The 19,097-nt window shown below is 66.9% G+C and carries 22 protein-coding genes, 1 tRNA gene and 1 pseudogene; 12 read left to right on the top strand and 12 right to left on the bottom strand.

The genetic code is table 11. The features are described 5' to 3' along the window. Positions 1–71 precede the first annotated feature (71 nt). From ACOGXQ_RS09025 to ACOGXQ_RS09000, 6 genes are all read left to right on the top strand, one after another. Positions 72–263 carry a hypothetical protein gene (locus tag ACOGXQ_RS09025; RefSeq protein ID WP_419947074.1) on the top strand — a complete coding sequence of 64 codons (192 nt, stop codon included), beginning with the start codon at positions 72–74 and terminating at the stop codon, positions 261–263. A 90-nt stretch (positions 264–353) separates the two neighbouring features. Further along, a complete protein-coding gene (locus ACOGXQ_RS09020; protein ID WP_419947073.1) occupies positions 354–842 on the top strand; it encodes a prepilin peptidase in 489 nt (162 codons plus the stop codon). Positions 843–1,233: 391 nt separating this feature from the next. Beyond that, positions 1,234–2,967, top strand: coding sequence for an ABC transporter substrate-binding protein (locus ACOGXQ_RS09015; protein ID WP_419947072.1), 1,734 nt, complete (start codon positions 1,234–1,236; stop codon positions 2,965–2,967). Between the two features lie 153 nt (positions 2,968–3,120). After that, a complete protein-coding gene (locus tag ACOGXQ_RS09010; protein WP_419947071.1) occupies positions 3,121–4,077 on the top strand; it encodes an ABC transporter permease in 957 nt (318 codons plus the stop codon). Next, positions 4,074–6,011: a dipeptide/oligopeptide/nickel ABC transporter permease/ATP-binding protein gene (locus ACOGXQ_RS09005; protein ID WP_419947070.1), complete on the top strand. Its 1,938-nt coding sequence runs from the start codon at positions 4,074–4,076 to the stop codon at positions 6,009–6,011. Before ACOGXQ_RS09010 ends, ACOGXQ_RS09005 begins: the two co-directional genes overlap by 4 nt. Next, positions 6,008–7,066 carry an ABC transporter ATP-binding protein gene (locus ACOGXQ_RS09000; RefSeq protein ID WP_419947069.1) on the top strand — a complete coding sequence of 353 codons (1,059 nt, stop codon included), beginning with the start codon at positions 6,008–6,010 and terminating at the stop codon, positions 7,064–7,066. The genes ACOGXQ_RS09005 and ACOGXQ_RS09000 overlap by 4 nt, the downstream gene beginning before the upstream one ends. Before the next feature lie 97 nt (positions 7,067–7,163). Here the strand turns inward: ACOGXQ_RS09000 and ACOGXQ_RS08995 are convergent, their stop codons facing one another. From ACOGXQ_RS08995 to ACOGXQ_RS08965, 7 genes are all read right to left on the bottom strand, one after another. Beyond that, positions 7,164–8,039 (bottom strand): amidohydrolase family protein, encoded by an 876-nt coding sequence (locus tag ACOGXQ_RS08995; RefSeq protein WP_419947068.1) that lies wholly within the window; start codon positions 8,037–8,039, stop codon positions 7,164–7,166. Beyond that, positions 8,036–9,103: a 4-oxalomesaconate tautomerase gene (locus tag ACOGXQ_RS08990; RefSeq protein WP_419947067.1), complete on the bottom strand. Its 1,068-nt coding sequence runs from the start codon at positions 9,101–9,103 to the stop codon at positions 8,036–8,038. The genes ACOGXQ_RS08995 and ACOGXQ_RS08990 overlap by 4 nt, the downstream gene beginning before the upstream one ends. A 22-nt stretch (positions 9,104–9,125) precedes the next feature. Then, positions 9,126–10,034, bottom strand: a complete 909-nt coding sequence (locus ACOGXQ_RS08985; protein ID WP_419947066.1) for an MBL fold metallo-hydrolase — start codon at positions 10,032–10,034, stop codon at positions 9,126–9,128. Between the two features lie 126 nt (positions 10,035–10,160). After that, positions 10,161–10,844, bottom strand: coding sequence for a 4-carboxy-4-hydroxy-2-oxoadipate aldolase/oxaloacetate decarboxylase (locus tag ACOGXQ_RS08980; protein WP_419947065.1), 684 nt, complete (start codon positions 10,842–10,844; stop codon positions 10,161–10,163). Then, positions 10,844–11,911, bottom strand: coding sequence for an amidohydrolase family protein (locus ACOGXQ_RS08975; protein ID WP_419947064.1), 1,068 nt, complete (start codon positions 11,909–11,911; stop codon positions 10,844–10,846). The genes ACOGXQ_RS08980 and ACOGXQ_RS08975 overlap by 1 nt, the downstream gene beginning before the upstream one ends. A 74-nt stretch (positions 11,912–11,985) precedes the next feature. Next, entirely contained in the window at positions 11,986–12,258 is a 273-nt protein-coding gene (locus ACOGXQ_RS08970; protein ID WP_419947063.1) for a ribbon-helix-helix protein, CopG family, read from the bottom strand. Then, positions 12,255–12,518 (bottom strand): hypothetical protein, encoded by a 264-nt coding sequence (locus ACOGXQ_RS08965; protein WP_419947062.1) that lies wholly within the window; start codon positions 12,516–12,518, stop codon positions 12,255–12,257. The genes ACOGXQ_RS08970 and ACOGXQ_RS08965 overlap by 4 nt, the downstream gene beginning before the upstream one ends. Positions 12,519–12,634: 116 nt before the next feature. On the opposite strand from ACOGXQ_RS08965, the gene ACOGXQ_RS08960 reads away from it, so the two are divergent. Next, positions 12,635–13,555, top strand: a complete 921-nt coding sequence (locus ACOGXQ_RS08960; RefSeq protein ID WP_419947061.1) for an alpha/beta fold hydrolase — start codon at positions 12,635–12,637, stop codon at positions 13,553–13,555. Here ACOGXQ_RS08960 and ACOGXQ_RS08955 read toward each other — a convergent pair. Next, positions 13,529–13,602: transfer RNA gene (locus ACOGXQ_RS08955), tRNA-Val, on the bottom strand. The two genes, ACOGXQ_RS08960 and ACOGXQ_RS08955, sit on opposite strands and share 27 nt — an antisense overlap. A gap of 67 nt (positions 13,603–13,669) precedes the next feature. Here ACOGXQ_RS08955 and ACOGXQ_RS08950 point away from each other — a divergent pair. Next, the gene (locus ACOGXQ_RS08950) at positions 13,670–14,980 is read left to right on the top strand and encodes a cytochrome P450 (RefSeq protein WP_419947060.1); all 1,311 of its coding nucleotides are present in this window, start codon (positions 13,670–13,672) and stop codon (positions 14,978–14,980) included. A 32-nt stretch (positions 14,981–15,012) separates the two neighbouring features. On the opposite strand, the gene ACOGXQ_RS08945 is transcribed toward ACOGXQ_RS08950, so the two are convergent. The 4 genes and pseudogenes from ACOGXQ_RS08945 to ACOGXQ_RS08930 all read right to left on the bottom strand — a co-directional run. Beyond that, the gene (locus ACOGXQ_RS08945) at positions 15,013–15,516 is read right to left on the bottom strand and encodes a PrpF domain-containing protein (RefSeq protein WP_419947059.1); all 504 of its coding nucleotides are present in this window, start codon (positions 15,514–15,516) and stop codon (positions 15,013–15,015) included. Between the two features lie 23 nt (positions 15,517–15,539). Next, positions 15,540–15,800, bottom strand: coding sequence for a type II toxin-antitoxin system HicB family antitoxin (locus ACOGXQ_RS08940; RefSeq protein ID WP_419947058.1), 261 nt, complete (start codon positions 15,798–15,800; stop codon positions 15,540–15,542). Further along, positions 15,797–16,000, bottom strand: coding sequence for a type II toxin-antitoxin system HicA family toxin (locus ACOGXQ_RS08935; protein WP_419947057.1), 204 nt, complete (start codon positions 15,998–16,000; stop codon positions 15,797–15,799). The genes ACOGXQ_RS08940 and ACOGXQ_RS08935 overlap by 4 nt, the downstream gene beginning before the upstream one ends. A gap of 119 nt (positions 16,001–16,119) precedes the next feature. Further along, positions 16,120–16,338: pseudogene (locus ACOGXQ_RS08930) on the bottom strand (TrpB-like pyridoxal-phosphate dependent enzyme); the annotation flags it as partial. Positions 16,339–16,495: 157 nt separating this feature from the next. Between ACOGXQ_RS08930 and ACOGXQ_RS08925 the strand changes: the two are divergent. The 4 genes from ACOGXQ_RS08925 to ACOGXQ_RS08910 all read left to right on the top strand — a co-directional run bounded on the left by ACOGXQ_RS08925 (position 16,496) and on the right by ACOGXQ_RS08910 (position 19,089). Then, on the top strand, positions 16,496–17,548 hold the full coding sequence (locus ACOGXQ_RS08925; RefSeq protein WP_419947056.1) for an LLM class F420-dependent oxidoreductase: 1,053 nt from the start codon (positions 16,496–16,498) through the stop codon (positions 17,546–17,548). A gap of 13 nt (positions 17,549–17,561) precedes the next feature. Next, positions 17,562–18,320, top strand: coding sequence for an SDR family NAD(P)-dependent oxidoreductase (locus tag ACOGXQ_RS08920; RefSeq protein WP_419947055.1), 759 nt, complete (start codon positions 17,562–17,564; stop codon positions 18,318–18,320). A 94-nt stretch (positions 18,321–18,414) separates the two neighbouring features. Further along, positions 18,415–18,678: a sulfatase-like hydrolase/transferase gene (locus ACOGXQ_RS08915; RefSeq protein WP_419947054.1), complete on the top strand. Its 264-nt coding sequence runs from the start codon at positions 18,415–18,417 to the stop codon at positions 18,676–18,678. Positions 18,679–18,732: 54 nt separating this feature from the next. After that, positions 18,733–19,089, top strand: coding sequence for a hypothetical protein (locus ACOGXQ_RS08910; RefSeq protein ID WP_419947053.1), 357 nt, complete (start codon positions 18,733–18,735; stop codon positions 19,087–19,089). Positions 19,090–19,097: the final 8 nt, after the last annotated feature.

Here is a 19,097-nt window from a genome sequence, read left to right as displayed (position 1 = left end):
ACACTGCCAACTTAGCCAAGACATCGAGACAACCCGGACATTCGAGACAACCGGGACATATGGTGAGCACGGTGAGCACGGTGAGCACGGTGAGCACGGTGAGCACGGTGAGCACGGTGAGCACGGTGAGCACGGTGAGCACGGTGAGCACGGTGAGCACGGTGAGCACGGTGAGCACGGTGAGCACGGTGAGCACGGTGAGCACGGTGAGCATTTGCCGTCTCGCCCGATCGAACGGGGGGCTATGGACTCGCGCGGGCTGAACGTCGGTCGGCCGGCGGCCGGCCATGCGGGCGGACCGCGCGTCCGGGACTGCTCGCGTTGTCCCTCCGAGAACCCGTCGGCATGACGGCATGACCTGGGCGTCGGCACTTGTGGCCACAGCCATGACGGTGTGGGGCGCTGCGGCGGTTGCGCTGTCGATCGCCGACCTCCGGACTCGCCTGCTGCCGACGAAGCTCATTTGGCCGACCGCGGCGCTCGTCTGGGTGCTCTATTCCGGGGCATCGCTGCTGCGCGGAGAAGTCGACGGATTGCTCGGCGCTCTCGCCGGAGCACTTGTCGGCAGCGCGCCCGTGTTGCTCATTCACCTGCTTCACCCGCCCTCGATGGGTTTCGGAGACGTCCGCTTCTGCGTGCTCAACGGTCTCGTGTGCGGCTGGTGGGGGTGGCACGTCGCACTGCTCGGCGTGACAGCGAGCTTTCTGGCGGCCCTCCCGGAGGCAGTGGTGATGATGGCGAGGCAGGGGATCCGCGCCAGTCGTCCCCTCGGCCCGTACCTTGCGCTTGGCACTGCTGCCGCTGCGATCTGGTCCGCCGCCACGTCTGGCTTTGTGCCGTAGACCCCCGCGACCCCCCGTTAGGGTGCCTCGCCAGCCCAACGGAACGACAACTATGCGCGTAGGAGTCCTCAGCAAGGACAATGGCCGCAAAGTTCCCGACGTCCACGATGCCACCCACATGCTCGCCGAGCCCAACAGGTGCGTCGAAGACCTCGGGTTCGCCGCGGTCTGCGTGAGCCCGAACCCAACCGGAACTCGTTCCTCGCCGCGACTGCACGCTGGTCAGCCGTCAGCGCTGAGTGTTTCCGCAACCGTCGGACATCGCTGAGTTCAAGCGGCAGCGCGAATGGGCACTGGCCGGGCACTAGTATCACAGCCACTCGCTGAACTGTTCGCCGTCGGCAATCGATGCGTGGCGGCATTCTCAGAACTGGGGAGAAGGGATGAGTCAATGAGCAGAATCGGATGGAAACGAGGCATCGGCCTTGCGTTCGCGTTCAGCCTGATCGCCGCGGCTTGCGGAGACGAAGGGGCCACAGGCACCCCGCCTGCGATCGTCGAGGATCCTGGGGCCAGCAACGACGACACCGCACCGGTGGCCACCGCCCCCGACGGGGCGAGTCCCGCAACGCCGAGCGAAGAGGAGCCGACCGAAGAGGAAGAGACCGCCGACTTGGGACAGGTAGTCGTCGCCGAGACTGCCAATTGCGCAGCCGACGTGCCACCACTGGCGCCAGGCACATTCGCACCGAGCGGGGACTTCACCTACGCGATATCAATCGCGCTCAATTCGCTGAACCCGCACGACGACCAAACCCCTGCGACGTTTGCCTACTACGGCTGGATCTATGAGGGCCTCGTCCGGCAGAATGCGGACGGCAGCGTCGTCCCTTGGCTCGCACGCTGTTGGGAGACCAACGACGACGGCAGTGAGGTGACGTTCTACCTGCACGAGGGCGTCACCTTCCACGACGGAACGCCATTCGACGCCGACGCCGTCGTCGCCAACGTCGAGTTCGTCAAGACGGCTGGGCCACCGCAGGTGATCCCGCCGGTTGCCGGCCAGCTCGGCATCGTGGACACGGTCGAGGCGATCGATGAGCACACGGTGCAGTTCAATCTCGCCGGACCCGGCGAGATCCTGCTGCTCAGCGGTCTGATCCGCAACTCCGGCTTGATGGTGTCTCCTGCAGCACTCGGCAGCGCTGCGGGCAGCCCAATCGGGACCGGCCCGTACGTGTGGATCGGATCGAACCCGGACTTCACCGAGAACGACTTGGCTGCCAATGCCGACTACTGGCAGCCGGGCCTCGTGGGCCTCGAGACAGTCAGCCTCATTGCTGCAATCGACCAGGTCGCGCGCGTCGACGCGTTCAACGCAGGCCAGTACGACGCCGCTGTCGTCCGACTGAACGATCTTGACATCCTGACGACCGGCGACATCTCCACAAACTTCACGGTGCGCATCGGTTTCGTCGTCGCGGACTGGACAGGAGAGCAGATCCCGCAGCTGGCGAATCGCGAGGTGCGGTGCGCCATGGCTCAGGCGCTCAACCGTCAGGGCATCCAGTCGCAGCTCAACGACCCGGACGCTGTCAACTACCAGTTCGCTACCAACCCGTCTGACTACGCCTACATCGACGACTTGGACGTGCCCGACTTCGACATCGAAGCGGCCAAGGCACGCTTCGATGCCACCGGCGAGGAGGGATTCACGTTCACGAATGGGCATCTGCCCGGAGGCTTCTGGCCCACGGTGTCCTCTGCGTGGAGCACCGCTCTGTCAGAGTTGGGCATCACCATGCAGAACGAGGCGCTGGACCCGCCGACCGGCGGCGAGATGTTCGGCCGGCTCGCACGGGGTGCTCACCCGGTTCAGATCATCCCCTTCAACGAGCCGAATGCGCTGATGTCGCTCGTTGCCCGCACGGGGACTGCGGGCTTCAACCCATCCGGATCCAGCCCCGAGGGCGTCGTCGAGCTCGTCACCGCAGCGAGGGGGAAGAACTTCGCAGACGGCGAGGCCGATGTGGCAGCGGCTTGGAAGATCATGCTCGAGGAGTGCATCTTCATCATCAACAACACGCTGACGACAGTCGTGGCGTATCAGGACGGTGTCGAGGGCCTGCAGCACACCCAAGGCCTGCCGATTCACTTCTGGCCCCACGGCGTCACGAAGAGCTGAGACCGCGCCGATTGAAACGATTGAGACCTGAGCCCGCGCCGACCCCGAGGACGTATGGCGTGCTCAGTGTCCTCTTCGGGACAGCCGACCTGCCCGGCTCTGAGCATCCGGGCAGGTCGGCGCGTCGCGACGTGATCTGAAGGCCGTCTGCTCATGGCTCGCTACATCGGCATCCGCCTGCTGGCGATGATTCCCCTGCTGTTCGCGATTGCCGTCATCTCATTCGCGATTGCCGTCGCGATGGAAGCGAGAGGCTCGATCGCCGGCTCCGTCTGCGGCGAGGGCGCCACGATGGAGTGCATCGACCAAGTCGAGCGCCAACTCGGTCTGGACGATCCGGTGCCGGTCAGATTCGTGCGCTGGCTCGGAAGTGCTCTCACGGGTGACCTGGGCACATCGCTGAAGAACGAGAGCGTCAGCGTGTCCAGCCTCATCGCCGACCGGATCGGACCCACGCTCAGCATCGTCACGTACAGCCTCGTCATAGGTGTCGTCGCCGGCATGGCAATGGGGATCGTGTCGGGGGTTCGGCCTGGCGGAAACGCCGATCGGGCACTCTCGATCGCCTCGGCTGCGCTGATCGCCGCTCCGGGGTTCGTGCTCGCCATGCTGCTGTCGTGGTGGCTGGCCGTGAAGTGGGGATGGCTCAGCCCAGCCGGCTACACGCGACCATCCGAGAGCGTGTGGGGGTGGATCCGCAGCATCACGCTGCCGGCACTCGGGCTGGCATTGCCGACCGTTGCGCTCGTCCAGCGCCAGCTGCGCAGCTCGATGAGCAATGCACTGCAGTCTCGCTATGTGCTCGCGGCCCGAGCCCGCGGCGTCGGGCGGACCTCGCTGATCGGCGAGCACGCGCTGCCCAACGCCATGATCCCCACCGTCACAGCTATCGGCTTTCGAGCGGCCGCTGCCCTCGGCTTGACCTTCACGGTGGAAGTGGTCTTCAACATCAACGGGATGGGCACGCTGCTGACCAACGCCATCCAGACGCGCAACGTGACGGTGTTGCAGGGCTCGATGCTCGTCGTCGGCATCGTGGTGCTCTTTGTCAACTTGCTCGTCGACATCAGCTACGGACTGCTGAACCCGAAGGTGAGGCTCACCAAGTGAGCGACATCTCGGCTGCTGCAAGGCCCACTGCCACGAATGCCCGCACACGATTCTGGCAGCGCATGTTCCGCAACCCCCTGACCGTTGCAGCAATGGTCTGGGTGACGCTGCTGGCGCTCGCTTGGGTCTGGCCCGGTCTCTTGGCCCCTCACGACCCCTACGCAGGCGACGTGACCTTGACGCGCACCTTCGAAGGCCCGAGTTGGGACTACTGGCTCGGAACCGACAGCCAAGGTCGCGACTACTACAGCCGGGTCGTGCACGGCGCACGGTTCGCAGTGACATCGATTCTCATCGCCATGGCGGTGGCCATCGGGATCGGCGTGCCGGTGGGGCTGTTCTCGGGTTGGCGCGGAGGCCGCACAGATCGCGTGGTCATGTGGCTGAACGACGTGCTGTTCTCATTGCCGATCGTGTTGCTCGCAATGGCGGTGATCATCATTCTGGAGCCGAGCCTGACATCGGCGATGCTCGGGGTCGGGCTTGCGATGGCGACGCGGTTCGCACGCCTCACGCGCGCCGTGACGCTCGCGGAGAAGGAAGAGCTGTACGTCGACGCAGCCCGAATCACAGGACTGTCGCCGACCACGATCCTGAGCCGCTACATCACCCCGAATCTGCTGCCGTCGCTCGTCGTGCAGGTGGCAATCATCTCGGGAGCAGTCATCCTGATCGGCGCCACGCTCAGTTTCTTGGGCATCGGCGCGAAGCTCGACGACCCCGACTGGGGGGTCATGCTCGCGCGCTCGCGCGCCGACTTCCGCCTCGAGGGCATTTGGCAGATCATTCCCCCAGGCGGGGCGGTGGTGCTGACAGTGCTCGCATTCAATCTTCTCGGCGACGCCATTCGCGACTCGCTGGGACGCGACGCCTCTCACAATGCACTGTCAGTCCCACGACGAGACTTCGTCCGGCCGGCGGCTGAACCCCACGCCGCTGGCGCTGCCCTGTCGATCCGCGAACTCAGCGTCGAGTTCCCCGCGCCGGGGGGGGGTGCAAGTCAGGTGCTCAGCGGTGTCTCGCTTGAGGTCTTCCCGGGAGAGACGCTCGGTGTGGTTGGAGAGTCGGGCTCGGGCAAGAGCATGACGATGTTGGCAGCGCTCGGACTGACCCCGGCACCGGGTTACATGACGCAGGGAAGCGTCGAGTTCGACCGACGCGATGTCACCCTCCTGCCGGAACGGGAGTGGCAGGAGATCCGTGGCAGCGACATCGGAGTGATCTTTCAGGAACCCGTTGCAGCGCTCAATCCGGCCCTGCGGGTGGGTCGCCAGTTGTCGCAGTCGCTGAGGATTCATACCGGCATGAGCAGGTCTGAGGCGTGGACTCGGGCAGCGGAACTGCTGGCAGAAGTGCAGGTGCCAGACCCTGAGCGGCGCCTCGATCAGTACCCGCACGAGTTCTCTGGCGGCATGGCACAACGAGTCGGCATCGCCATGGCGCTGGCCTGCGAGCCGAAGCTGCTGATCGCCGACGAGCCCACCACCGCGCTCGACGTGACCGTGCAGGGCGAGATTCTCGACCTGTTGGCCGACATTCAGGATCGCCATCACATGTCGGTCATCTTGATCACGCACGATCTCGGCGTGATCGCGGACGCTGCCGATCGGGTGCTGGTGATGTATGCAGGTCAGGTCGTCGAGACGGCAAGCGTCGATGACCTCTTCTCGCGCCCGCGTCACCCGTACACGCAGAAGCTGCTCGAGACGATGCCTCAGAGCCATGACGGACATGGCGAATTGCCGGTGATTCCGGGGATCGTGCCCTCAGCAGCCGCTTGGCCCTTGGGGTGCCGGTTTGCCCCGCGCTGCGAGTTCGCGGACGTTCAGTGCCGAGAGGCCGTGCCGCAGATGGAAATCGTCGGCTCGGGGTCGGTACGGTGCGTTCGTCACGCCGAGTTCACATTCGGCGCACCCGCTGAGGATTCCGCATGACGGTCCCCTTCTTGGAGGTCGAGAACCTGCACGTCCACTTCGTGGGCCGGCAGCGCTTGTTTGCGAGCGCGATGCCCACGATCAAGGCGGTGAACGGAATCAGCTTCTCAATCGAGCGGCATCGAACGTTCGGCCTCGTTGGGGAGTCTGGCTCCGGCAAGTCCACAGTGGCGCGGGCGATTCTTCAGCTCGCGGACATCACAGCAGGCACGATCCGTCTCGGGGGCGTCGATGTCACCAACGTCCGAGCGCACGAGGAGTTGGCATTCCGCAAACGCGTCCAAGCAGTCTTGCAGGACCCGTACTCGTCCTTGAACCAAGTGCACCAGGTCAGGACGATTGTCGGGGACGGCATCACACGTCACTTCGGCATACGGCCCGGTCCGGAGCGCGAGAAGCGCATCCTGAGCCTCTTGGACGAGGTGGGGCTGACGGACGACTTCCTCGACCGCTATCCCTACGAGATGTCGGGCGGGCAACGCCAGCGGGTTTCCATAGCCCGGGCGCTGGCGGTGGCGCCCGAGCTGATCATCGCGGATGAGGCGACGAGCGCGCTCGACGTGTCGGTCCAGAGTCAAGTGCTCAATGTCATGAAGCGAGTGCAAGCCGACACTGGGGTCGCTTTCCTGTTCATCGGTCACGACCTCGATGTCGTTCGGCATGTCAGCGATGACATCGGCGTCATGTATCTCGGCTACTTGGTCGAGCAGGGCGATGCGGATGGGTTGCACGACTCGCCGGCGCATCCCTACACCGAGATGCTGATCGCTTCGGTGCCGGTTCCGGACCCAGCGGGGCAAGCCGACCGTCGGACGCTGCGGCGCTCATTCAAGAGGGATTCGGAACCGCCGAGTCCGGCTGACTTGCCGATCGGGTGCCCGTTCGCGAGCCGGTGCCCGTTCGCGATGGACATCTGCACCGAAATGATGCCGACGCCGACCGTCGCCCGACACGGTGGCCACGTTCGCTGCCACTTGCATACCAGTGGTCCGATTCTCGCCGGAGAATCCGTCGTCCCCTACATCCGCTCGGCCTCGAGGTCGCCGAGCGTCTGACGACCGTCCGGTTCACATCGTGGAAGCGGGGCTGCTCGGCCAGTCCTGCGGCTTTGTGCCCGTGAATCGGCGATTTCGGCAACTGCTCAGCAGTCTCCTAGCCGAAGTCGTAGAGCGTCTCGGGATTGGCGACCAGGATCCGGTTGCGGGTCGACTCGTCGGGGGCGAATGCTGCCAGCATGTCGACGAGGTCGCCGTCGTCAGGCATGTGGCGCACGTTGGGATGGGGCCAGTCGGTGCCCCACAGGATCCGGTCGGGCGCGGCTGCGATGAGCGCCTGGGCGTAGGGCGCGACATCGTCGTAGGGAGGGGTTCCGCCGGCGGTGAGCCGCTCGGCGCCGGACACCTTCACCCATGCACGCTCGTCGCTCATCAGCTCGAGCAGCGCCTCGAACGGCTCTTGGCCGAGCCCGGCAGCGGCGTCGACCCGGGCCATGTGGTCGATCACGTACGGGCAGGGCATCCGGTCGAGCAGCTCGGCGAACTGAGGCAGGTCCTTCGCGTCGAAGTGCAGCACGATGTGCCAGCCGAACGGCTGCACCCGGTCGACGAGACGCCAGAACACGTCGAGGTCGGGCGCGCCGCCGAGGTGAGCGACGAAGTTGAAGCGGGTGCCGCGCACCCCGGCGTCGTGCAGGGCGCCGATGTCGGCCTCGCTGAACGACTCGTCGATCATCGCCACACCGGCGTAGCGGCCGTTGCCGCGCACCAGCGCGTCCACCATGGCGGCGTTGTCGGTGCCGTGACAGCTGGCCTGCACGAACACGGCGCGGGACAGCCCGAGGCGTTCCTGCAGCGCTTCGAAGTCGTCGATGCCCGAGTCGGGGGGGATGTAGGCGGCCTCGGGTGCGAACGGGAACCTGTGGGCGGGGCCGAAGATGTGGCAGTGGGCGTCGGTTGCGCTTGGCGGCGGCGCGAACGCTGTGGGCGCGTGCGGCGAGGGATGCGGCGGCAGGATGGTGGGTGTTGTCACGCGGTCTCGTCCGGCTCGGCAGCCCGCGGAAACACCACGCCGTCGAACAGCTTGCGGGCGGTGCGCACGATGCCCGACCGCCCGACCGTCGGGCCATCCGGGCCGTGGGCAAGCTCGACTCGGGCAGCGAACGTGCCCGTGGGATGCTCGATCTCGACGAGATCGGGATCATCTCCGGGCTCCAGCAGCTCGGCGCCGGCAGCGCCCGGCAGCCGGACGGCGGTGGCGGCGCTGACAGCGCCCAGCACGCCGATCGCCTCATGGCAGCGGTGCGGGATGAACGTGCGGGTGCAGATGCTCCCGCCCGCCCGTGGCGCTGACACCAGCGTCATCTTGGGCACGGTCGTAGTGCTGACGTCGCCGAGATTCATGAGCTTGCCGGCTTGGCGGCGGGCGTTCTCCAGCCTTTCGGTGAATGGCTGGTTCGCTTCCAGCTCGGCGGGCGTCTCGTCGCCGGCGATGCCCAGATCGGCTGCCCGCAGCACCACCGTCGGCATCCCGTTGTCAATGCATGTCACCTCGATGCCGTCGATCAGGTCGCTGACCGCTCCCGTCGGCAGCAGCGCCCCGCAGGACGAGCCAGCGGTGTCGGAGAAGTCGAGCCGTACCTCGGCTGCCGTGCCCGGCACGCCAGAGATCGCGGTGTCGCCGTCGTAGACCGGAAACCCCGCGCTGAGCGGGAACGAAGCCGTCGCGACCGAGTCGCTGTTGACCATGCGGATCCGCACTTGGGCCCGTGCTCCATCGGCCGGGACCATCCCGCGCTCGGTCGCGAACTGCCCGACGCCAGCCAGCAGGTTGCCGCAATTCTGCCGGTCGCTGACCGAGCCGTCGTCGACGCCGACCTGCAGGAACAGGTAGTCCACGTCGACGTCGGGGTCAGACGACGGCGACACCACCGCCACCTTGGACGTCAGCGGATGCGCGCCGCCGATCCCGTCGATCTGGCGCGGATCGGGCGAGCCCATGATCCGCGCCAGCAGTGCATCGCGCTCGTCAGGATCATCGGGCAGCTCATCGGCCACGAAATACGCGCCCTTGGACGTGCCGCCCCGCATCACCATGCAGCGCACGCCCCGGGTCACGTCAGCGGTGGCGCTCGATACGCGGCGGAACTCCCGCTTCGAGCACCACCTTGTCGAGGTCCCGGGCAACCAGCAGATCGCCGGTGTAGCCGCCCGCACGAATCGGTTCCTCGAAGTCCTGCTCGGTGACCTTGCCGTCGGGTCCCAGCATCGGCGCGGTTTCCGGTGCGGGGATCAGGTGGGTGAGCACGAGCGTCGGAATGCCCAGCGCCTCCGCTTGGGGGCCGATGAGCCGGGTGTCGGCGTGATAATCGAGGATGAAGTGGCGCAGCGGCGGCCCCTGCTCGATCTGGGGGAAGAGCATCGCCTCGTAGATGAGCACGTCGGCGCCTGCGGCGAGCTCGGCCATCTCGTCGCAGACCAGCGTGTCGCCGCTGATTGCCACGTCGCCGTCGGGAGTCGAGATGCGGTACCCGACCGCGGGGAACACCGGCTCATGACGCACCTGACCTGCGCTCACGACGACATCGCCCGAGCGCCACACCTCCGTGGGCGTGTCGGGCACTGCGAAGGCGACCAGCTCCGTCTCGGCGGACTTCGTGCGGCGGGCGTGCTCGGCCCGTACGGCGAGGTCGTGGCGCCACGGATGCAGCATCTCGCTCACGTAGTCCTCCGCCGGTCCCGCGGGCACCACGACCTGGATCGGAGTGAAGTCGTCGGCGCGTGCCATCACCCAGTTGCTGAGCACGACATCGGCCAGACCGGTCAGGTGGTCGCTGTGATGATGCGTCGCGAAGACGGCGGTGAGTTCCAGTGTCCACATGCCGACGCCGGCGAGCCGCTGCACGGTCGAGCGGCCGGCGTCGAACTGCAAGGCAATGTCTCGGTAGCGGACCAGCACTCCGGGTCCTGCGCGCTCCGCGTCGGGGACGGGCGAGCCCGTGCCGGTGATGATGACCTCGGTAGTCATGACCTCTTCCTAGCCGAGCCGTGCGCCGCCCTGCTCACGCAAGCGCAGTTCGTGCATCGGCGACTGAGCCGGATCGGTCGGCGAACCGGTCAGGGGCAGCCGAGGTCGCGACCAGGCGCGCTGTGCTCAGTCGACCCATTCCACGCCCAGTTCGGCCAGCTTCTGGCGCAGCCCGTACATGTCGAGCCCCAGCTCGCCAGATTGCAGGCGCGCCCGGCTGTCTTCCTCATTGGCGAGCCGAGCGTTGGACTGCTCGAGTGCCCAGGCGGCCTCGCAGCGGGGCACCGCCACCACGCCGTCGTCGTCGGCACAGATGACATCGCCCGGTTCGATGATGACGCCGTTGATGCTGATGGGCACGTTCACCGAGCCCGGGGTGTTCTTGACCGTGCCCTCGCAGGACACGTGCCGGGACCAGGCCGCAAAGCCCATCGCCCGCAGGTCCAAGGTGTCGCGGACTCCTGCGTCCATCACCAAGCCCACGACGCCGCGAGCCATGAGCGAGGATGCCAGCAGGTCGCCGAACATGCCGTGCGTGGACGGCGCCGTGTTGGTGACGACCAGCAGGTCGCCGGGCTGGCAGACCTCGACGGCGGCGTGGATCATGATGTTGTCGCCGGGATGGGAGAGCACGGTGATCGCCGAGCCCGCCAGCTTCGTGCCCTGCTGGATGGGTCGCAGAGCGGGGCCGAGATAGCCGCGGCGGCCGATGGCTTCGTGCACGGTGGCGGTGCCGGCGTCGCCCAGGCCCGCGACGACCTCGCTGTCGGCCCGCTCGATAGTGCGCTTCACGACGTGTCGAGCCGCCATCATCCCTCCCCGTCTGCCGCCGCTGCGGCGCTCTTCTGGGCTTCCAGGGCACCTGCCAGCCGCGGGTACACCCGCAGGGCATTCTCGCTGAAGATCATGCGGCGGGCATCGTCGCTGATGTCGGCGGCGTCGATGTAGCGCTTGGTGTCGTCGTAGTTGAAGCCCGTCGTGGGGTCGATGCCCCGCACCGCGCCGACCATCTCCGACGCGAACAGGATGTTCTGCGGCGGGATCACCTCGACCAGCGTGTCGATGCCGGGTTGGTGGTACACGCAGGTGTCGAAGTACACGTTTGGTAGCAGCGACTCGTCGAGCGGCCGCAGGCCCATGTCCTGGGCCATGCCCCGGAACCGGCCCCAGTGGTAGGGCACCGCTCCCCCGCCGTGGGGGATCACGAACCGCAGCCCAGGGTGATCGGAGAACAGGTCGCTCATCATCATCTGGACGAATGCAGTGGTGTCGGCGCCGAGGTAGTGCGAGCTGGTGGCGTGGAAGTTCGGGTTGCAGGTGCCGCTGACGTGGATCATCCCGGGCACGTCCAGCTCCGACATGGCATCCCACAGCGGCCACCAGTAGGGCTCGTTCAGCGGCGGGCCGGTCCAGTATCCGCCGGTGGGGTCGGGGCTGACATTGCAGCCGATGAAGCCCATCTCGGTGACGCAGCGGCGCAGCTCCCGCACTGAGCTGTCGATCGACACGCCGGGCGACTGCGGGAGCTGGCAAACCGGCACGAAGTTGTCCGGGAACAGGTCGCAGACCCGGCGGATGAGGTCGTTGCAGTGCTCTGACCAGAACCGGGAGGTGTGCTCGTTGCCCTCGTGGTGGCCCATCCACGACGCCCGCGGCGAGAAAATCGTCAGGTCCGAGCCGCGCTCGCGCTGCAGGCGAAGCTGGTTCTGCTCGATGCTCTCGACGATCTCGTCATCACTGATGCCGAGCACGCCTTTGGCGCCGATGTGGTCAGGGTCGGCTTCGAGCGCCGACCGCTGCGCGTCGCGGTACTCGCCCAACTGCGGCGGTGCCGTCGTGTAGTGGCCGTGACAGTCGATGATCACTGCAGCACTCATAGAGCCTCCCACGGCCCATCGGCGCAGAGTGAGCCGTCGAGGCAGAGAAGCTGCGAGCTAGGCCCCCCGAACACCTATGCGACGTCCAGGTAGTGGCGCAACGCTTTGCGGATGATGTCGCTGGTTGTGGTGCCTGACGCCTCGGCGGCCTGCAGCATGCGCTCGCGCAACTCAGGATCGATGCGCACCGGGACAACGTCTGCTGGCCCGGATCCCAGTGGTGGGCGGCCTCGACGACGCGCCTTCAGGGCCTCGACGTCGTATTCCGTTGACTCGACTTCTACCGCGAGGGCATCGAGGTCGCTGTCGCTCAGGACGCGGCCGGATCGGGTGCGTCGCGTCGTCACAAGTCGTCTGCGCTTTCTGGCGGTAGCAGTTCGTAGAAGGAGGGCCGCAGCCGCATCGCGTGAATCACCATCTCAACGCCGTCGTCGAGCTCGAGCCATATGACTTCCAGAGAATTCCCCGCGTGGTCCGGACCGATCGCGAGCACTCTTGGTGGGTCCATGTCTGGCTCAAGCTCGATGACTGTGATCGCATGTTTGATCGCATGGAGAATCGTCTGTTCGTCGAATCCGTGTTTATATGCCGAACGGTGGAACTCCACAGGATTTTAACGTATTACGAAACCTTCGTATGACCACTTGAATTTCGGCAGCACGCCGAGTGGCGCACTGCCACGGCATGCTGTCCGCCACTTTGCTCGCAGAAAGGCTGGCGGCAATGGCCGTGACGCATGATGTATCGACCACGGTGATCGAGGGGAATGGGCTTCGCTTCACTGCCGATGTTGCGGGGCCGGCTGACGGCCAGTTTGTGCTGCTGTTGCATGGGTTCCCGCAGACCCGGCACACGTGGCGTGCCGAGCTGCCGGCGCTGGCGGCGGCTGGCTTCCGGTCCTGCGCTCCCGACCAGCGCGGCTACTCGGCGGGTGCACGGCCCGAGGGCATCGACAGCTACCGCACTGAACTGCTGGTAGCCGATGCGCTCGCGATTGCGGACAGCTTCGGCGCAGAGCGATTCCACGTGGTCGGGCATGACTGGGGTGGCGCATTGGCGTGGTTCATGGCCGCGCACCACGCCGAGCGTGTCTACTCGCTGAGCGTCATCTCACGGCCGCACGCTGCGGCCTTCGTTGCGGCGATGCGCGACGACCCCGATCAACCGCGCCGCTCGCGGCACCACCCCGCATTCCAGAAGCCCGAGGCAACCGACAATCTGCTCGCAGACAATGCAGCGCCCTTGCGACGGGCCATGGCTCACGGCGCGGTGCCCGACGCCGACATCGACGCCTACCTGGCCACGCTGGGCGAACGCGACGCCCTCGATGCAGCCGTGAACTGGTACCGAGCCATAGGCAACTCGCAGCTTCAGCCGGCCGAGACACCACCGGTGGGCGTGCCGACGATGTTCGTGTGGGGGAATCAGGACGCCACGGTGGGTCGCATGGCAGCCGAGAAGACCGCCGACTTCGTGACCGGGCCGTATCGCTTCGCCGAGCTGGGGGGCATCGATCACTTCGTCACCGACCAGGCACCCGGCGCCTTCACCGGTCTGCTGCTGGCCCATCTCGCCGAGCACGGCGGCACCACGGCACGGCAACCTGCGTCGAAGGGGTGGGCGATACTGGACTCGAACCAGTGACCTCTGCCGTGTGAAGGCAGCGCTCTAACCATCTGAGCCAATCGCCCGTGGGCCGACGATGATAGGCGCTGTCGGAGCCGGCGAGCGCTCGGCGATCCGCAAGGAGGCAGCCCAGTGAGCACAGACTCGTACCACACCGCACCGGATCGGCTGGCTCCGCCGCCTCCTGGGTGCCCGGTGCACGAGAGCTGGTCGCCGCTGAGCAAGGAGTACCTGGCCGATCCGTACCCCATCGCTGCACGGCTGCGCGAGGACCACCCGGTCTTCTATGCCGCCGAGATGGGCCACGTCGTGGTGACGCGCATGGCCGACATCGAGGCGGTCTTCATGGATCCCGACACCTACGCCTCGTCCAACGTGCAGGACCCGATCTTCCCGCTGGCGCCCGAAGCAGCAGACGTGCTGTCGGCCCCTGACTACGACCCCCAGGCCGTCATGTCGAACCGGGCCGAGCCCGACCACGGGCGCATCCGGGTCCACACCCGGGCCGGCTTCTCGGTGCGACGCCTGCGGACGCTCGAGGACTACATGCGCTCCCGGGCGACCGAGCTGATCGACGAGATGCTGGCCGGACCGGCCCCGGCCGAGTATGTGAAGGCGGTGGCGTTCCCGCTACCGGCGGAGATCGTGTTCCGCTTCATCGGGTTCCCGGCCGACGACGACCTCATGCTGAAGTCGTGGTGCGTGAACCGCAAGGCGTTCGCCTGGGGCAAGCCCACGCCTGCCGAGCAGGCTCACATGGCCGAGGGAATGCTGGCGTACTGGCGCTACTGCCGGGAGTTCGTGGCCGAGCGCCATCGCAACCGCACCGACGACTTCTGCTCGGAACTTCTCGATGCGCACGATGCCGACCCGGACCCCGAGGGCGGCAGCGGCCTCAGCTACCGCGAGGTGGAGTCGATCATCTACGGCATCTCGTTCGCAGGCCACGACCCGGTCACGAACCTGCTGTGCAACACGCTGCGCTGCCTGCTGCCGCGGCGCGACCAGTGGGACGCCCTGTGCGCCGACCTGTCGCTCATCCCCACAGCGGTGGAGGAGACCCTGCGGTTCGACTCCAGCCAGGTGGCCTGGCGCCGCGTCACCACCCGAGCCACCGAACTCGCCGGGATGCACCTGCCGAAGGGAACGCGGGTGTTCCTGAACTTCGCAGCGGCAAACCGGGAGCCCTGCGCGTTCGCCGACACCGAGCAGTACGACGTCGACGACTACGACTTCACCCGGCCCGACCCGCACCGCCACATCAGCTTCGGCAAGGGCATCCACTTCTGCCTAGGAGCCAACCTGGCTCGCATGGAGGCCCGCATCGCGCTGGAGATCCTGACCCAAGCGGTGCCGTCGCTGCGGCTGCCGCCACAGGACTACCGGACGTTCCCGAACATCACGTTCCGGGGACCCGAGGAGCTCTGGCTCGACTGGGACTGAGCCGCCCGACGGCCGGCGCGCCAACTAACGAGTCAGCCTGACCACACTGCGGCGGGCACGTGAACGGTTCCGGACATGAGCTTGCGGGCAGTGCGGGTGACGCCGCCTGAGAGAATGCCAACAGCGCCATCGCGCCGATCCACGCCGAGGGACACCGCCAGCGAGGTGGTCGGATCGCCTGCAGGGACCAGTCCGTGCTCGATTGCGAACGGGCCGACACCGACCAGCATGTTCCCGCAGGTGGGCTTGGTGTCCACCGTGCCCCAGACCGGGTCGACCTGGGCGAACAGGTAGTCCACGTCAGCATCGGGATGCGACGATGGCCCCACCACGGCCACCTTGCTGGTCACCGTTGTGCCGCCGCCGAGCCCGTCGATCTGACGACCGGTCGGGCTGCCCATGACCGCGGCCAAAACCGCATCGCGCAACTCCGGATCGCTGGGCAGATCCTCAGCGGCGAAGAACGGCCCCCGAGACGTCCCGCCCCGCATCAGCACGCACGGAATCGCCCGCTGCGGAACAGCCAGCCCCCGCATCTGATTCTTGCCGCCTGTCGGAGCTAGGAATCCCCGTGATTCCAGCAGGGTGACCCGGTGGCGTCGGTTGGCACGTCAACAGCAGCCGCCGTTGAAGTCGGCTCGGGGATGTCATCGCCGTCTTCGCGCATCCATTCCAAGTGACAGGCGAGCGCCTCCTGCATCTGCTGCACCGTTTCCTCGTAGCTGGAGCCCGTAGCGATGCAGCCAGGGACATCCGGTACATAGGCCGAGAACCCGGTTCCCGTCGGCTCGATGATCGCCGTGTAGGTCAGGGTGCTCATCGGGATTGTCCCTTCGCCAGTCCGGCCTGTCGCAGGATGTTCTTCCAGGTACCTGGCGCTAGCTCGTCTCCGAGCTTGCCTGGAATGGTGACCTTACCGGGCTTGACCGGATGCTTGAAGTGCCGATGGCTGCCGCGCACGTTCCAGGGCTGCCAGCCGTCGGCGGTGACGATCCGTATCGCTTCTCGGGTCGTCGGCATCCGGACGAATATAGATTTTCACCATTTCTCAGTCTATTTCATTTCTCCACACAGCGGCGCGGGAGGCACCGAACTGCCTGAACGGGCTGGCAGGCGGAGAGGGTGGCTCAGCCGACGGCGGGGATGTCGATATAGGACTCGCCCGAGACCTCCTGCAGGATCAGCCCCATCGGGAACAGCGGGGCCAAGTCGTCGGGGCCGATCGGCTCGAGGGTGCCCGGATGCAGGGGCGGCGGTGGCGGGGCCTGCAGATCCGGCACGACGTTGTACCACTGGGTGGGCATCTCGGATTCGTCCAGAACGACCTTGGTGGGGCCGTCGCTGCGGTCAGTGCTCATGGCGTTTTCCTTCCCGTCCGCTTGCCAATCGCGCGGCCAGAGACCGCGTGCGCGCGGACTGTACCCGCCCGCTTCGGTACGCCTGACGCTGAGCGCCCATACTGGGCACTCCTGAAACCCCCAGAATCAACTCGACAGATTGGCAAGGCGGCGTGACATGAAGCTCGCAACCGGCGTCGGCTACTGGGCGGCTGGTCCGCCTCCAGATGCGTTGGAGACGCTGCAACTCGCCGAGCAGCTCGGCTTTCACTCCTTCTGGACCGCGGAGGCCTACGGCTCGGACGCCCTGACACCGTTGGCGTGGTGGGGCAGCCACACCGAGCGCATCGGCCTCGGCACCGGCATCATCCAGATCTCGGCCCGCACGCCGGCCGCTGTCGGCATGGCGGCGATCACGATGGACCATCTCAGCGGCGGCAGGTTCATCCTGGGCCTCGGCGTGAGCGGCCCGCAGGTGGTCGAGGGCTGGTACGGCCAGCCCTACCCCCGACCGCTGGCCCGCACCCGGGAGTACATCGAGATCGTCCGGGCAATCCTCGAACGCGACAAGCCGGTGAGCTTCACCGGCGACCACTACCAGATGCCCTACCCGGGAGGCATGGGCCTCGGCAAGCCGCTCAAGTCCACCGTGCATCCGCTGCGAGCCGACGTGCCCATCTACCTGGGCGCCGAGGGACCCCGCAACGTGGCCCTCGCAGCCGAGCTGTGCGAGGGCTGGCTGCCGCTGTTCTTCGCCCCCAAGGACAACCAGTTCTACGTGGATGCGCTGAACGCCGGCTTCTCCGCCGCGGGCAAGCCGCTGATCGGCGACGACGGCCGCGTCCCCGCCGATGCCGACTTCGAGGTGGTGTGCCCGATGAGCGTCGTGCCCGACGACGACATCGAGCGCGCCGCGAACCGGATCCGCCCGATGCTGGCGCTCTACATGGGCGGGATGGGCGCCCGCGACGCCAACTTCCACTACGACGTGTTCTGCCGGATGGGTTACCAGCACGTCGCGGACGAGGTGCAGGACATGTACCTCACCGGCCACAAGCAGGAAGCTGCCGGGACCATCCCGATCGAGCTCGTTGAGGAGGTCGCGCTCATCGGTCCGATGGACAAGATCGCGGCAGACCTGCGGCGCTGGGACGACACCGTGGTGACGGTGCTGCAGCTCTCGGGCCCGCCGACACTGCTCACAGCAATGGCCGAGCTGGTCGCGGACTGAGAGGCAACGAGCCATGGACCTGACAGGCAAGTTGTCGGTGGTCACCGGCGGCTCGGGCGACATCGGGCGTGCCATCTGCGTGGCGCTCGCGGCCGCCGGCTCTGACGTGATCGTGACCTACGTGGGTGATCGGGAACGCGCCGAGACCAGCGCCGGGCTGGTGCGCGATGCCGGGCGACAGGCCAGCATCCTGCAGCTCGACCAGCGCGACGAGGCGTCGATCGACGCTGCGGCCGCAGTCGTCGCTGAAGGTGGGCGCTGCGACGTGCTGGTCAACAACGCGGCATGGAACATCGGTATCCCGTTCCGCCATCTCGAAACGCTCGATTCGGCCACCTGGGACCGGGTGCAGGAGACCAACCTGCGGGGGCCGTACCTGCTGACCCGGGCGCTGGCCGAGCTGTTGGGGGCCGACGGCGGCGGGCGGGTCGTGAACATCGCCTCGGTCGGCGGGCTGTTCCCGGGCTCCAGCAGCATCGCCTACAGCTGCTCGAAAGCGGCGCTCATCCACCTCACCCACTGCCTGGCGGTGGCGATGTCCCCGACAGTCACGGTCAACTGCGTGGCGCCGGGCCTGGTGGAAGGCACCCGCATGGCGGCACGCTTGCCCGACGAGGTCTCCGAGGGCGCCCGGCGGGGAGCGCTGCTCGGCCAGGTGGGCAGCCCGATCGATATCGCCAACGCCACCGTGATGCTGTGCGAGGCCGAGTCCATCACCGGCCAGACCGTGGTGGTCGACGGCGGCAATCCCGCCGCCATGAACTTCGGCTGAGCCGCCCGCACCGCCCCGGTCACGCCACCATCCACACCATCGTCGGGAGATCGCCCTGACCGCAGCCGCCAACGGCGCTCCGGCGCAGCCGAATGTGCTGTTCATCATCACCGACCAGCAGCGGGCGGATCATGCCGGGTTTGCCGGCAACGACGTGGTGCGCACGCCGCTCCTCGATTCGCTGGCGGCGCGAGGCATGGTCTTCGACAACGCGTGGGTTGCCAACCCGGTGTGCATGCCGAACCGCTCCACGATCATGACGGGGCGCATGCCGAGTGCGCACGGCGTGGTGTTCAACGGCCGGTCCCTTGAGCCGGGCGCCAACACCCATGTGCGGCAGTTCCGCGAGGCCGGCTAACGCACGGCACTCATCGGCAAGTCGTACCTGCAGCACGGAATGTCTCGTAACGCCGTGTTACCGACAGGTGCGCCCGCCGGCGCAGTCGACCAGTACTGGCCGGCGGGCTGGGACACGCTCGAAGATGCCGAGCGCTACGTGAACGGAGCCCCCGAGTTCCCCGACAGCTTCTACGGGTTCTCCCATGTCGAGCTCGCGATCGACCACGGCGCCCGCGCTAGCGGGCATCACCTGCTGTGGGCGCTGGACCGCGGCGGACGCATGGAAGACCTGTATACGCCGCTGTCCGCCGAGTCGTCGTTCCGCCGCAGGTCGGATCGCTGGTGGCAGGTCTACGAGCCGCCCTACGACCCAGAGCTGCACTCCAGTTCGTTCGTGGCCGATCGCACCATCGCCTTGGGGCTTATGTAGGATAGGTG

The sequence above is a fragment of the Candidatus Poriferisodalis sp. genome (assembly GCF_965208485.1).
Lineage (GTDB): Bacteria > Actinomycetota > Acidimicrobiia > Acidimicrobiales > Poriferisodalaceae > Poriferisodalis.
The sequence above is the reverse complement of the archived record's forward strand: the minus strand, read 5'-3'. Positions and strand labels throughout refer to the sequence as shown.

Bases quoted from the DNA above. Each gene is read 5' to 3' on its own strand.
- ACOGXQ_RS08985 (WP_419947066.1), bottom strand. From the start codon at position 10,034: ATGACTACCGAGGTCATCATCACCGGCACGGGCTCGCCCGTCCCCGAC.
- ACOGXQ_RS08990 (WP_419947067.1), bottom strand. From the start codon at position 9,103: ATGGTGATGCGGGGCGGCACGTCCAAGGGCGCGTATTTCGTGGCCGAT.
- ACOGXQ_RS08960 (WP_419947061.1), top strand. From the start codon at position 12,635: ATGGCCGTGACGCATGATGTATCGACCACGGTGATCGAGGGGAATGGG.
- ACOGXQ_RS08980 (WP_419947065.1), bottom strand. From the start codon at position 10,844: ATGGCGGCTCGACACGTCGTGAAGCGCACTATCGAGCGGGCCGACAGC.
- ACOGXQ_RS09015 (WP_419947072.1), top strand. From the start codon at position 1,234: ATGAGCAGAATCGGATGGAAACGAGGCATCGGCCTTGCGTTCGCGTTC.
- ACOGXQ_RS08925 (WP_419947056.1), top strand. From the start codon at position 16,496: ATGAAGCTCGCAACCGGCGTCGGCTACTGGGCGGCTGGTCCGCCTCCA.
- ACOGXQ_RS09010 (WP_419947071.1), top strand. From the start codon at position 3,121: ATGGCTCGCTACATCGGCATCCGCCTGCTGGCGATGATTCCCCTGCTG.
- ACOGXQ_RS08940 (WP_419947058.1), bottom strand. From the start codon at position 15,800: ATGAGCACCCTGACCTACACGGCGATCATCGAGCCGACGGGAACCGGG.
- ACOGXQ_RS09000 (WP_419947069.1), top strand. From the start codon at position 6,008: ATGACGGTCCCCTTCTTGGAGGTCGAGAACCTGCACGTCCACTTCGTG.
- ACOGXQ_RS08945 (WP_419947059.1), bottom strand. From the start codon at position 15,516: ATGCGGGGGCTGGCTGTTCCGCAGCGGGCGATTCCGTGCGTGCTGATG.
- ACOGXQ_RS08920 (WP_419947055.1), top strand. From the start codon at position 17,562: ATGGACCTGACAGGCAAGTTGTCGGTGGTCACCGGCGGCTCGGGCGAC.
- ACOGXQ_RS09020 (WP_419947073.1), top strand. From the start codon at position 354: ATGACCTGGGCGTCGGCACTTGTGGCCACAGCCATGACGGTGTGGGGC.
- ACOGXQ_RS08935 (WP_419947057.1), bottom strand. From the start codon at position 16,000: ATGCCGACGACCCGAGAAGCGATACGGATCGTCACCGCCGACGGCTGG.
- ACOGXQ_RS08975 (WP_419947064.1), bottom strand. From the start codon at position 11,911: ATGAGTGCTGCAGTGATCATCGACTGTCACGGCCACTACACGACGGCA.